The organism is uncultured Clostridium sp. (genome assembly GCF_934754915.1).
GTDB lineage: Bacteria > Bacillota > Clostridia > Clostridiales > Clostridiaceae > Clostridium.
In genome coordinates, this window is sequence record NZ_CAKVKB010000090.1 from 1 (window position 1) to 13530 (window position 13530).

Genomic DNA, 13530 nt, shown 5'->3' on the forward strand with positions numbered 1-13530 from the left:
ATAGTACCTATATTTATTTAAGATATACTATATGTTGAGTTGGACTTTGTATTTATGCTAATATGAAAAATCCTCAACTATAAATTTTAGGATAAGATTTAGGATTTTGAAAAAATTTAAATTCATTAAAAATTGCAGCATTTATAAGCAGAATATATGGAGGATTAAATGAAAAAAATATTAGAAGAGAATAGTTTTTTTAATAAATATCCTGATGCAAAAGAACTAATAATAAAACATAAGATAGATTTTCAGGATTTAAAAGATATTTATGAGGATTACATAAAATATAAAAATTCATATGAAAACCAGGCTGTATTTATAGCTAATATATTGAGAGAGCAGAAGATGATTCATTCAGTTAAATCAAGGATTAAAGATCCAGAAAGGCTTATTGAAAAAATAATAAGAAAAACTGAAGATAGAAAAAATAAATATGGTGATGATTTTAAATTTGATGTTACAAATTATAAAAATGAAATAAATGATTTGATAGGAATAAGAGTAATTCATATATTTAAGGAGCAATGGAGGGATATACATGAAATAATAATAAATACATGGAAAGTAATAGAAATAACTGCTAATATACGTGAAGGAGATAATACTAAGGATTTTGAAGAATTAAATATAGAAGTAAGATCTAGAGCATCAGGGTATAGATCTGTACATTATCTTGTGGAATTTTATCCTACAAATCAGAAAGTTATTGCAGAAATACAGGTAAGGACAATATTTGAAGAAGGATATGGAGAAATAGATCATAGATTGAGATATTCTCATAATGAAATACCTGAATTACTTCAATCTAATCTGCTTTTATTTAACCGAATAGTTGGAAGCGCAGATGAGATGGCTTCATTGATAAATAATCTGAATCGCGAATGGGTAGAAATTGGGGTAAAACATAAAGAAGAAGTTATTAAATTAGAGGATAAAATAAAACAGCTGGAAAAAGAAATAAGCAAATTAAAGAATAATTAATAAAATGCTTAAATATAGGAAAATAGCAGCATATTTTAAGTCTTTTTATCTGAATACTTTAAAAATGAATATTTAAGAGTTATAATATTTTCAAGGAAATACGAAAGCAAATTTATATTTATTTCATAAACTTATATTGATTTTATTATTATCTAAAATAAACATAATAAAAAATTTGGAGGTCATGAATTGTGATATTTGTACCGTTTTATAGATTAAAAAAAGGCATGAAAGTTGCTGATAATATATCTTTATCTGATAAGTCCGATAAAAAAATAACAGGAGCATTTTTACTAAGAAAAGGTACAATTTTAACGCAAGATAATATTGATAGATTGGAAAGGTTTGATATATCTGGAGTTTATATTGAAGATGGAAGAAAAAATCCAGTATTAGATGAAAAATTAAGAAGAGAATCAGTATGTATATTAAATCAGATTTTCGATTTATGTGAAAATACACAGGCAATTTTAAATGAAGCTACGATAAAACAGATAGAGAGCATATCTAATAAACTGGTCGATAATATATATAAAAATGAGGAAATATCAGTAAGTATATCTGATTTACAGACATATGATATGAATACATATATGCATTCGTTAAGTGTAGCTGTTATTTCTATAGCTATTGGTACAGCCTTGTATTTAGATAAAAAAAGTTTATGTAGATTAGGTGTTTCTGCACTTCTTCATGATATAGGAAAACTTAAGATTCCTATAGAAATAATTAATAAGCCTTCTAAACTCACTGAGGAAGAATATGAAATAATAAAATTTCATCCTCAATTTGGAGGAGATTATGTTATGGAAAATGAAAGCATAAGTCAGGATATATATGAAGGGATTGTGAGTCATCATGAAAAAGTTAATGGGACAGGATATCCGAATAAGCTAAAAGGAAATGATATACCTTTATTTGGGAAAATAATATCTGTTGCTGATGTATATGATGCACTTACAGGAAAGCGTGCATATAGAGAGCCGGTAAAACCTTCAGAAGCAGTAGAATATATTATGGCTGGGGTAGGAAGCAGTTTCGATTATGATATTGTAAAAGCATTTTTAAAAAGAATTGAACCATATCCTATAGGAGCATGTGTAAGGCTCAGTGATAAAAGGCATGGAATAGTTATAAAAGGAAATAGAGAAAATCCTTTGAGGCCTGTTATAAAGATTATTAATTCAAATAGTAAGGAAAAAATAATAGATCTTCAAAATGATCCTGATTCTATAAATATAGTTATATCAGATATTGATTATAATTATCTTGTTACAATGAATAAAAATGAAAATTGTGTATGATTGAAAAAATAAAAGCTTTTAAAGTATAGGCTTTTATTTTTTTCGTATAAAAGACTATACATAAAGGTTTTTTTTGTTATAATAAGAAATGTAAAATGGAGTAAACTTATAAGAAAACTACAATTATAATATATACTTTAATAGAAAATGTTTAATTTATATACTAGTAATTGTGATAATGTAGAAAAAGACATATAGTTAAACTACATACATATAAAAAATCATGGGAAGATTTCATAATTAATTGTAAATTATCAATTGGAATATATGTATTTTATCTAATGAGATATAGTATTCAAATAGGTGGATATTTCGTGATTATAATTTTATGTAATTCAAAACAATATAGTACATAATATCACTATATGTTGATTTGTTTTTGATGTGTATATTAATATGGAAAATCCTCATATATGAAATTCCATATTTTAAGATAGGAGAAATTTTTAATGGAAGTGTATTTTGATAATAGTTCAACAACTAAAACATATGACGAAGTAATAGATGAAGTTTGTTATGGATTGAAGGAGTTTTATGGAAATCCATCAGCGCTCCATAATATTGGGTTGAAAAGTGAAAGAAAGCTTAGAGAATGCAGAAAGATTATAGCAGAAACATTGAATTGTAGTGAAAATGAGATATATTTTAATGGAGGAGGCAGTGAAGGAAACAATTTTGTTTTAAAAGGAGTTCTTAAAAAAGGCAATCATATCATTACAACTCCATTTGAACACGCATCAATATTAAATACAATAAAGAATCTTGAAAAAAATGGTGTTATGGTTACAGTATTAAAAATAGATTCGCAAGGAAAAATAGATTTGGAAGATCTAAAAAATTCAATAACAAAGGATACAGTATTAGTATCAATAATGCATGTTAATAATGAAATTGGTGTTATTCAGGATATAGAGAAAATAAGCAAGATAATTAAAGAAAAAAGCTTAAGAGCAAAATTTCACGTGGATGCAGTTCAAAGCTATGGAAAACTACCAATAGATTTGGAAAAAACAAGAGCAGATTTTATAACTGTGAGTGCTCATAAATTTCATGGACCAAAAGGATGCGGTTTTATATATGTAAGAAAACCTAATAATGTTGCTCCTTTAATAGAAGGAGGAGCACAGGAATCTGGATTAAGGGCTGGTACCCAGAATGTTGCAGGAATAATGGGAATGGCAGTAGCAGCTGAAATAGCAAACAACAATTTGAAAGAAAATTATAACAAAGTTTCAGCGATAAAGAGCAGATTTATTGAAAGACTTAAAGAGATAGATGATATAAGAATAAATAGTTGTGATAATGAAGGATTTTCACCTTATATATTAAATGTTTCTTTTAAAGGTGTTAGAGGAGAAGTGCTTTTGCATTTTCTAGAGGAAAATGGAATTTATGTATCTACAGGTTCAGCATGCTCTTCCAAAGAAAGAGAAAGAATTGGTGGAAGCTATGTGCTTAAAGCATTAGGACTTACTAAGGATGAAATAGGCGGAGGAGTAAGATTTTCTTTTAGTGATGACAATGAGTTAGAAGAAGTTGATTATGTTATAGAAACTTTAAAAAAAGGACTTAAGTTTTTAAGGAGGATAAAAAAATAATGAAAGATCTTATTTTAGTAAAATACGCACCTGAAATATTTTTGAAAGGGCTTAACAGAGGAAAGTTTGAAAAAAAACTTAGAGATAATATAGGAAAGAAATTAGAAGGTATTAAAGTAGAATTCATTCATGACAGTGGAAGATATTTTATAAATACTGATGAAATTGAAGAAAGCATAAAAAAAATAAGCAAAGTGTTTGGAATATTGGAAGTGTGCAGAGTTAAAGAAGTTCCAATAGATATAAAATGTATAGAAGAAGTTGTTTTAAGTAAAGCACAAGAAGCAGAAGGCAAAACTTTTAAGATTGTTACAAACAGAGCGAATAAGAAATTTGAAATGAATTCCATGGAAGTTTCAAGACATCTTGGAGGATATATTCTTGATAATATGGAAGACAGACTTGCTGTAGATGTTAAGAATCCTGAAATAATAATAAATGTAGAAATAAGAAATAATTTTGCATATGTATGGTCAAATGCAGATGTTACAAAAGGTGTTGCAGGACTCCCTTATGGAATGAATGGAAGTACAATGCTTATGCTTTCAGGAGGAATTGATTCTCCAGTTGCAGGATATCTTATGGCAAAGAGAGGTGTTGAATTAAGCTGTGTGTATTATCATAGTCATCCATACACTTCTGAAAGAGCAAAAGATAAGGTTAAGGAACTGGCAAAGATATTATCTCAATATACAGAAAAAATAAATTTATATATTGTTCCATTTACGGATATTCAAATGGAAATAATAGATAAATGCAGAGAAGATGAGCTTACAATAATAATGAGAAGATTTATGATGCGTATTGCGTGCAGACTTGCTGAAAAGTATAATATAGATTCGGTATGTACAGGAGAAAGTATAGGTCAGGTTGCAAGTCAGACAATGGATGGACTTATAGTAAGTGATGACTGTGCTGACAGACCAGCATTCAGACCTCTTATTGCAACTGATAAGACGGACATAATGGATATTGCAAGAAAAATAGGAACATATGAAACATCAATTCTTCCTTATGAAGACTGCTGTACAATTTTTGTCCCAAAACATCCAAAAACAAATCCAAAACTTGAACCTATAAGAAAACAGGAAGAAAAATTAAATATAGAAGAGCTTATTGAAAATGCTATGAATAACATTGAAATAGTTACTTATTAACCATGATCAATATGTAAATTTTTAATTGAACATATATAATCAAAGATATATTTAAACCATAATTTTAGATAGAATTGCTGTGTCATAATTGGAGTCTGTTATATTCAGACTTTAGCAGCAGTCTATCTTTTTTATTTATTGTCTAGTATCAATTGTTAATTATATATTACTGATTGGAATATACATATAAGAATATAATATACTTATAAGGATTTTATTGACAAAGTGTTAAAAATAATGTAAGATTAGCTTAAATGATTTAGCACGCTAAATTGATAAAACGATGCAATGGTAGAACGATTAAGTAATAAACTGGGGGTACATTATGAACAAAAAAAATATTCTTCCGGAAGGAACTAGAGATTTAATATTAGATGAATGTGTTGTAAAAAGATCTATTGAAAGAGACATAGATGATATTTTCTGTAAATGGGGCTATAAAGAAATTATAACACCAACAGTGGAATTTTATGAAACTTTTAATTATAATTCGCAAACATTAAAAGAAGAAGATATGTATAAATTCTTTGATAATAGAGGACGTATACTTGTTCTTAGACCAGATATGACAATTCCAATAGCAAGAGTAGTTGAAACAAAATTTAAAGATGAACCTCTTCCAATAAAATTAAGATATAATGCAAATGTTTTTAGAGTACATGCAAGTCTTGGTGGAAAAAGGAATGAATACACTGACTGCGGTGTTGAACTTATAGGACTTGAAGATAAAAAATCAGATTTGGAAATTCTAGTGCTTGCATTAGAAGCTTTAGATAAATTAGGATTAAATGATTTTAAATTAGAAATAGGTAACATTGGATTTTTTGAAGGTGTATTTAAAACACTTGATATAAGTGAAGAAAGCAAAGAAACAATTGCTCAATATATAGAAGATAAAAATTTAAAAAATCTTGAAGATTATTTAGAGTCACTTGATATAAAGCAAGAATATAAAGACTTTTTCAATAAACTTCCATGGCTTTTTGGTGATAGGGGAATATTAGAAGAGGCAAAAGTTCTTGCATTTAATGATGAATTAAAATCAAATTTAGAATATCTTGAAGAGTTATATTCTCAACTTGAAGAATTAGGTTATGGAGATAAGGTTACATTTGATTTAGGAATGGTTCCAAGACTTAATTATTATACTGGAATAATATTTAGAGGATATGGAGAAGGTGTTGGAAATACACTTCTTAGAGGTGGAAGATATGATAAGCTTATTACAAGTGGAGAGAATTATATTCCAGCAATAGGTTTTTCATTGGATATAAACTCAGTAATTGAAAATGTAAAGATAAGTGAAAAGATGAAGAACAGAAAGCAGAGATGTAAAGTATATTATTCTTCAAAAAATAGAATAGAAGCGATAAAGAAAAGTGAAGAAATCAGAAAACAAGGAAAAGTTGCTGAATTAATTCCAGATGAAAACGCAGAAGAAATAAGAATTGTTGAATAATAGTTCTAATTAATATATTAAATTTAGTAAACAGGGGGAAATGGCATGAGCATAAGCATCGCATTAACAAAAGGAAGATTAGAAGAAGAAGCTGTAAAACTTTTAGAAAAAGCTGGTTATGATCCATCTGAATTGAAAAATAAAGGAAGAAAACTTGTATTTAAAGATAAAACTGAGGATATAAAATATTTTTTAGTTAAAGCAGCAGATTCAATAACTTATGTTGAACATGGAGTTGCTGATATTGGAGTGGTTGGAAAAGATACTATCTTAGAAAGTGAACATAAATGTTATGAAGTTCTTGATTTGGAATTTGGAAAATGTGGATTTATAGTTGCATCACTTCCTGAAAATGATATTTTCAAAAAAGTTGGACATATAAAGATTGGAAGTAAATATCCTAAAGTGGCGAAAGAATATTTTAAAAAGAAAAACATGGATGTAGAAGTGATAAAAATTGAAGGGTCAGTTGAACTTGCACCAATATTGGGGTTATGTGATGGTATTGTAGATATTATGGAAACAGGTACAACATTAAAAGAAAATGGACTTGTTGTTTTAGATAGAATATGTGATATCAGTGCCAGACTTATAGTCAATAAAGCAAGTTTTAAAATGAAACAAAAAGAAATTGGAGAATTCATAGAAAGAATTAAGAAAAGTATTAAATAATTGACAAAGAATATGAAATGTTGATAATAATAAGTAAGATATTTTGAAATTTTATTAAAAAATATGCACATTAATTATGGAGTAATGAAAAAAGATTGTATTTTTATTGTAATGTATGTGTTCATAAATGAATAACAGCAATTGTATATTGTTAATTTATTAAGGGGGCTAATATAAAATGTTAAATTTGTTGGAAGTAACTGAAAGTAATAAGCAGAAATTAATTAAAGAACTAAAAGACAGAAGTGAAGAAACAAATAATGAAGTTGTTACAAGTGTAAAAAATATTTTATCAAAGGTTAAAAGTGAAGGAGACAAAGCTTTATTTGAATTTACAAAGAATTTTGATAAAGTTGAACTTACATCATTAGAAGTATCGGAAAAAGAGCTTGATGAATGTTTTGAAAAAGTAGAAGATAAATTTTTACAAGCATTAAAGGAAGCTAAAGTTAATATTGAAGCTTATCATGAGAAACAAAAAGCAAATGGATTCTTAATGACTAAGGATAAAGGTGTTTATTTAGGCCAGAGAGTGTTACCTCTTGAAAAAGTAGGTGTATATGTGCCAGGCGGAACTGCTGCATATCCATCATCAGTTTTGATGAATGTAATTCCAGCCAAAGTTGCAGGAGTAGATGAAATTGTAATGGTTACTCCTCCAGATAAAAATGGAGGAATAAATCCATATATAGGAGTTGCTGCTAAAGTTGCAGGAATAGATAAAATTTATAAAGTAGGAGGAGCTCAAGCTGTAGGTGCACTCGCTTATGGAACAGAAAGCATTCCTAAGGTAGATAAAATTGTAGGACCTGGAAATATATTTGTAGCAACAGCTAAGAAATTAGTATTTGGTGAAGTTGATATAGATATGATTGCTGGTCCTAGTGAAATTCTTGTTATTGCTGATGAAAAGAGTAATCCTGTTTATGTAGCAGCAGATTTAATGTCTCAGGCAGAACATGATAAACTTGCATCTGCTATATTGGTAACAACTTCAAAAGATTTATATGAAAAAGTTGAAGTCGAATTAGACAAGCAGGCTAAAACATTGGAAAGAGAAGAAATAATAAGGTCATCATTAAATAATTTTGGAAAAGCAATAATATGCAGTTCTATTGAAGAATGTATTGATATATCAAATTATATTGCGCCTGAACACTTAGAAATTATGACAGATGAACCAATGCAGTATTTAGGATTAGTAAGAAATGCTGGTTCAGTATTTTTAGGAAGATATTGTCCAGAACCTATAGGAGATTATTTTGGAGGCACAAATCATGTACTTCCTACAAGTGGTACTGCAAGATTTTTCTCAGCATTATCAGTAGATAGTTTTATAAAAAAATCATCATTCATCTATTATTCAAAAGAAGCAATTATGGAAAATGGAGAGAAGATAATTACTATGGCTGACAAGGAAGGCTTGACAGCACATGCTAATTCTATTAAGGTGAGATTAAAAGATGAGCTTAAATAGTATGTATATTGATTCTAATGATGAATTTAAAATTAAACTGGATGCTAATGAAATCTTTATGAATATAGATGATAAGTTTGAAATGAGAATTAAGTCTATTTTAAATAGTATTGAGTTATGTAGATATCCTTCTAATGATATGGAAAAGATAAAAGAACTTTATGGTAGATATTGTAATACAAGTCCTGAAAATATCATGGTTGGTAATGGTTCAGATGAAGCGATTGAATTAATCATTGGAAAAAATGTAGATTCTAAAAGTAAAATTATTACTTTTGGACCCGATTTTGTAATGTATGATTTTTTCACTAAAAGATTCAAAGGTGAATTAATAAAATATGATATTGGGACTACAATGAGTTTTGATGTAGAAGAGTTTATAAAGTTAGGAAAAGAAAATAATGCAGGTATGATTATATTTTCTAATCCTAACAACCCTACAGGAATAAATATTGAATTAAAAGACATAAAAAAAATATTAGATTCATTCGATGATATTCCAGTTGTTGTGGATGAAGCATACTATGAATTCAATGGAGATTCAATGATTCCTTATATAGATAAATATAGCAACTTATTTGTCACAAGAACATTGTCAAAAGCATGGGGCTTGGCTGCGTTAAGAATAGGATTTCTCATAAGCAGCAGAAAAAATATTGAAGAAATGAAAAAATATAAAGTTCCGTATACAATAAGTTCGTATTCTCAGAAAATTGCAGAAATAGCACTGAAATATCCTGAAAATGTAATTGGAAATTCAAAAATAATTGTAAAAGAACGTGAAAATTTATATAGAGAGCTTAAGCAGATTGAAGATAATGCAGCTATGAAAATATCTTTCTTTCAATCAAAAGGCAATTTCATTTATGGAAAAACACCACATAAAGAAGCATTAATGAAAGGACTTGAAGGACATAAGATCTTTATAAGGAATTTTGAAAATGACAGTTTTAGGATAACAATCGGATCGCCAAGAGAAAATAGGAAAGTGGCAGAAGCTATAAAAGAAATTTTTGTATACTAACTTTAAGAAAGGATTTATATAAAATGGATAGATGTGCAGCTATAAAAAGGGAAACTAATGAAACAAGAATTGAACTTGAAATTAATTTAGATGGAAAAGGAAATAGTGAAATAAAAACTGGTATTGGTTTTTTTGATCATATGCTTACTTTGTTTGCATTTCACAGTAAAACTGATTTAAAAGTTATAGCTGATGGAGACTTGGAAGTATGTGATCACCATACTATTGAAGATATAGGAATAGCTTTAGGGCAGGCATTTAAACAGGCTATTGGAGATAAAAATGGAATAAATAGATATGGAACTTTTTATGTGCCTATGGATGAAACTTTAGCATTAGTTTCACTTGATATAAGCAATAGACCTTTTGTAGTTTTTGACTGTGAATTAAAAAGAGAAAAAGTTGGTGAAATGGCAACTGAAATGGTTGTAGAATTTTTCAGAGCTTTTGCTTTCAATGCAGGAATAACACTGCACTTAAAAGTTTTATATGGTGAAAATGATCATCATAAGATTGAAGCATTATTTAAAGCATTTGGACGAGCTTTGAAAGAAGCTAAATTTATAAATGCAGAAAATGGACTTCCATCGACTAAAGGAACTTTGAATAGTTAGAATAGTAACTATTCATTGTAATTTGAATTTGGGGGCGTTTGGATGATAGTTATAATAGATTATGGAATGGGAAATTTGAAAAGTGTGAGAAATGCATTAAATTATCTCAATATAGAAAATAAGATTTCTAAAGATCCAGAAGAAATACAGAAGGCAGATGCATTAATACTTCCAGGGGTTGGTGCATTTCCTGATGCAATGGAAACTATTGAAAACCTTGGTTTGGATAAAGTCATAAGAGAAGAAACACAAAAAGGAAAGTATCTTCTTGGTATATGTCTTGGAATGCAGATGCTTTTTGAAAAGGGATATGAAGGTCTGGAGAAAAATGGACTTGGTCTTCTTAAAGGAAGCATTGTAAAGATGAAGGAAGATAGAAGCAAGAATATAAAGATACCACATATAGGATGGAATAATTTAAAATACAATAAAGAAGATGAAATATTTAAAGACATAGATGAAGGTCAGTATGTCTATTATGTTCATTCATATTTTGCTCAAGGATATGATGATAAAGACTTGGTTGCTTATAGTGAATATGGTGAAAATAAGATTCCAGGACTTGTAAGAAATAAAAATATTATTGGAGCACAATTTCATCCAGAAAAAAGTGGATCTGTGGGACTTAATATACTGAAAAATTTTGGGGAGTTGATTAAATGATAATTTTGCCAGCAATCGATATAATTGATGGAAAACCTGTAAGACTTTATCAAGGTGATTATGGGAAAAAAGAAATTGTAGCTGATGATATATTTGAAACTGCAAAATCTGTTGAGGATATGGGTGCTGAATATATACATCTTGTTGATCTTGATGGAGCTAAAAGCGGCAGTAATGAAAATCACGAACTTGTTATAAAGATAGCTGATATGTTAAATATTCCAGTTGAATTAGGTGGAGGCATAAGAAATTTTGAGACTATAAAATATCTTTTGGATAATGGTGTTTCAAGAGTTATATTAGGAACAATAGCAATGGAAGATGAAGAACTGTTGAAAAAAGCAGTAAATACATATGGAGAGAAAATAGCAGTTGGAATAGATTGTAAAAATGGTAAAGTCTATGGAAGAGGATGGCTTGAAGGAAGTGATTTAGATTATATTGATTTTGCAAGGAAGATGGAATCATTAGGAGTTAAGAACATAATTGTAACTGATATATCAAAAGATGGAACACTTGAAGGGCCTAATATTGAAATGCTTAGAAAACTTAAAAAAACAGTGAATATAGATATTACAGCATCAGGTGGAATAAGAGATATACAGAATATAAAAGATTTAAATGAGATAGGACTTTATGGTGCCATAACAGGAAAAGCCATTTATGCAAAGACACTATCTCTTAAAGAGGCAATAGAAGTAGTCAGAAACTAATCATAATAGCAGTCTGCATTATGATGGAAGGGGGCATATTTTATGCATACAAAGAGAATTATTCCCTGCCTTGATGTAAAAGAAGGAAGGGTTGTTAAGGGAATTAATTTTGAAGGACTTGTAGATGTTGGAGATCCAGTAGCACTTGCAGAATATTATAATAAGCAGGGAGCTGATGAACTGGTATTTTTAGATATAACTGCAACTCATGAAAAAAGAGGAATAATGGAAAAAGTAGTTGAAAAAGTTGCTGAAAAAATATTTATTCCATTTACAGTAGGAGGAGGTCTAAGAAGTATTGAAGATATAAGGACTATACTTAGAGCAGGAGCAGATAAGGTGAGTCTTAATTCTGCAGCTGTAAGGGATAAAAACCTAATAAAAGAAGGCGCATTTTATTTTGGAAATCAATGTATAGTTTTAGCAGCGGATGCTAAAAAAAGAGCTGATGGAACTGGATGGAATGTGGTAATTAATGGAGGAAGAATAGATACAGGAATGGATCTTCTAAAGTGGATTGAAGAAGCAACTTCATTAGGGGCAGGAGAAATATTATTGACTTCAATGGATGCTGATGGAACTAAAAAAGGATTTGATTTAGAACTTACTAAAGCTGTAAGTAATATAACTAATGTTCCAGTAATAGCATCAGGAGGATGTGGCTGTCTTGAAGATTTTTATGATGTATTTAAAGACAATACAGCAGATGCAGCCCTTGCAGCATCACTTTTCCATTATGGAGAATTAACAGTAGGAGAAGTTAAAGACTATCTCAATAAAAAGGATATTTCAGTAAGGCTATAGGCTAATTTATTGAAATGTAAAAATTATTTAATCTGAAAGAAAAGAGGCATTTATGGAGATTTGCAAAAGAGTTGAACAAGTTGATTTTGAAAAGGGAAATGGTTTGGTTCCAGCAATTGTTCAGGATTTCGAAACCAAAGAAGTTTTAATGCTTGCATATATGAATAAGGAAAGTCTTACAAAAACGCTAGAAGGAGATACCACTTGGTTTTACAGCAGAAGCAGAAATGAATTGTGGAATAAAGGTGCCACATCAGGACATTTCCAATATGTTAAGGAAATAAAAATAGATTGTGATAATGATACTATTTTATTATTAGTTGATCAAAAAGGTGCAGCATGTCACACTGGAAATAGAACTTGTTTTTATAGAGAATTGTAGAACGAACTATTTATGAAGATGAAGCTTTAGTTAAAATATTTATTACACGATTTAAAATGGAGGAAAAGTGTTATGAAAGAAAATATTAGAGAATTATATAATGTGATTTTAGAAAGAAAAACTAATGGAGAAGAAGGATCTTATACAAAATATCTATTTGAAAAAGGTGTAGATAAGATATTGAAAAAAGTTGGTGAAGAATGTACTGAAGTAGTAATAAGCTGTAAGGAAGATAACAAACAGGAGCAGATTAATGAAATTTGTGATCTTACTTATCATATGCTTGTATTAATGGCTGAACTTGGAATATCAGTAGATGAAGTAGCAGAAGAACTTGGACATAGAAGAGAAAAGATAAATAATTTTAAAGGCGAAAGAAAGCCAATAACAAATGTTTAGTTAAAAAATAATAGTTTTATATTTTATGCACCAAATACAAATAGGATTATAAATATAGGCGGGAATTTAGATTTAAAGCAGTTCTGACGTATTTAATTATTAGAGATATTACTGTGTTTTTATTTTAATTTCTGTCTATATTTTTTTGATTAAATTAAGAAATATATGGGATATTAAAATTCAAATGGTAAAAATTATTTAATGTAGAAGATAATTAAAAAACAGAAAATAAAAATATATATATTTAGATATACATAAATAAATCTTAAGGGTATAATAT

14 protein-coding genes are annotated in these 13530 nt (G+C 28.7%); all 14 read left to right on the forward strand.

All coding sequences use genetic code 11. The annotated features are described in order from the left end of the window. Positions 1–168: 168 nt before the first annotated feature. Positions 169–984, forward strand: coding sequence for a RelA/SpoT domain-containing protein (locus Q0F58_RS12995; protein ID WP_294377289.1), 816 nt, complete (start codon positions 169–171; stop codon positions 982–984). Positions 985–1175: 191 nt separating this feature from the next. Continuing rightward, a complete protein-coding gene (locus tag Q0F58_RS13000; protein WP_294377290.1) occupies positions 1176–2288 on the forward strand; it encodes an HD-GYP domain-containing protein in 1113 nt (370 codons plus the stop codon). 449 nt (positions 2289–2737) lie between these two features. Next, the gene (locus tag Q0F58_RS13005; RefSeq protein ID WP_294377291.1) at positions 2738–3886 is read left to right on the forward strand and encodes a cysteine desulfurase family protein; all 1149 of its coding nucleotides are present in this window, start codon (positions 2738–2740) and stop codon (positions 3884–3886) included. Next, entirely contained in the window at positions 3886–5043 is a 1158-nt protein-coding gene (gene thiI / locus Q0F58_RS13010) for a tRNA uracil 4-sulfurtransferase ThiI (protein WP_294377294.1), read from the forward strand. Before Q0F58_RS13005 ends, thiI begins: the two co-directional genes overlap by 1 nt. Before the next feature lie 325 nt (positions 5044–5368). After that, positions 5369–6502, forward strand: a complete 1134-nt coding sequence (gene hisZ / locus Q0F58_RS13015; protein ID WP_294377296.1) for an ATP phosphoribosyltransferase regulatory subunit — start codon at positions 5369–5371, stop codon at positions 6500–6502. Positions 6503–6547: 45 nt separating this feature from the next. Further along, positions 6548–7174 (forward strand): ATP phosphoribosyltransferase, encoded by a 627-nt coding sequence (hisG, locus tag Q0F58_RS13020; protein ID WP_294377298.1) that lies wholly within the window; start codon positions 6548–6550, stop codon positions 7172–7174. A 178-nt stretch (positions 7175–7352) separates the two neighbouring features. Next, the gene (gene hisD, locus Q0F58_RS13025; RefSeq protein WP_294377301.1) at positions 7353–8651 is read left to right on the forward strand and encodes a histidinol dehydrogenase; all 1299 of its coding nucleotides are present in this window, start codon (positions 7353–7355) and stop codon (positions 8649–8651) included. Beyond that, positions 8638–9675 (forward strand): histidinol-phosphate transaminase, encoded by a 1038-nt coding sequence (locus Q0F58_RS13030; protein WP_294377304.1) that lies wholly within the window; start codon positions 8638–8640, stop codon positions 9673–9675. Before hisD ends, Q0F58_RS13030 begins: the two co-directional genes overlap by 14 nt. Positions 9676–9698: 23 nt before the next feature. Beyond that, a complete protein-coding gene (hisB, locus tag Q0F58_RS13035) occupies positions 9699–10289 on the forward strand; it encodes an imidazoleglycerol-phosphate dehydratase HisB (protein WP_294377306.1) in 591 nt (196 codons plus the stop codon). A gap of 42 nt (positions 10290–10331) precedes the next feature. Further along, positions 10332–10952 carry an imidazole glycerol phosphate synthase subunit HisH gene (gene hisH / locus Q0F58_RS13040; RefSeq protein ID WP_294377309.1) on the forward strand — a complete coding sequence of 207 codons (621 nt, stop codon included), beginning with the start codon at positions 10332–10334 and terminating at the stop codon, positions 10950–10952. Further along, a complete protein-coding gene (gene hisA, locus Q0F58_RS13045) occupies positions 10949–11665 on the forward strand; it encodes a 1-(5-phosphoribosyl)-5-[(5-phosphoribosylamino)methylideneamino]imidazole-4-carboxamide isomerase (RefSeq protein WP_294377311.1) in 717 nt (238 codons plus the stop codon). The genes hisH and hisA overlap by 4 nt, the downstream gene beginning before the upstream one ends. A 42-nt stretch (positions 11666–11707) precedes the next feature. Then, a complete protein-coding gene (hisF, locus tag Q0F58_RS13050) occupies positions 11708–12469 on the forward strand; it encodes an imidazole glycerol phosphate synthase subunit HisF (protein ID WP_294377313.1) in 762 nt (253 codons plus the stop codon). Between the two features lie 52 nt (positions 12470–12521). Continuing rightward, positions 12522–12851, forward strand: a complete 330-nt coding sequence (gene hisI, locus Q0F58_RS13055) for a phosphoribosyl-AMP cyclohydrolase (protein WP_294377316.1) — start codon at positions 12522–12524, stop codon at positions 12849–12851. 72 nt (positions 12852–12923) lie between these two features. Further along, positions 12924–13250, forward strand: coding sequence for a phosphoribosyl-ATP diphosphatase (gene hisE / locus Q0F58_RS13060; RefSeq protein WP_294377323.1), 327 nt, complete (start codon positions 12924–12926; stop codon positions 13248–13250). Positions 13251–13530: the final 280 nt, after the last annotated feature.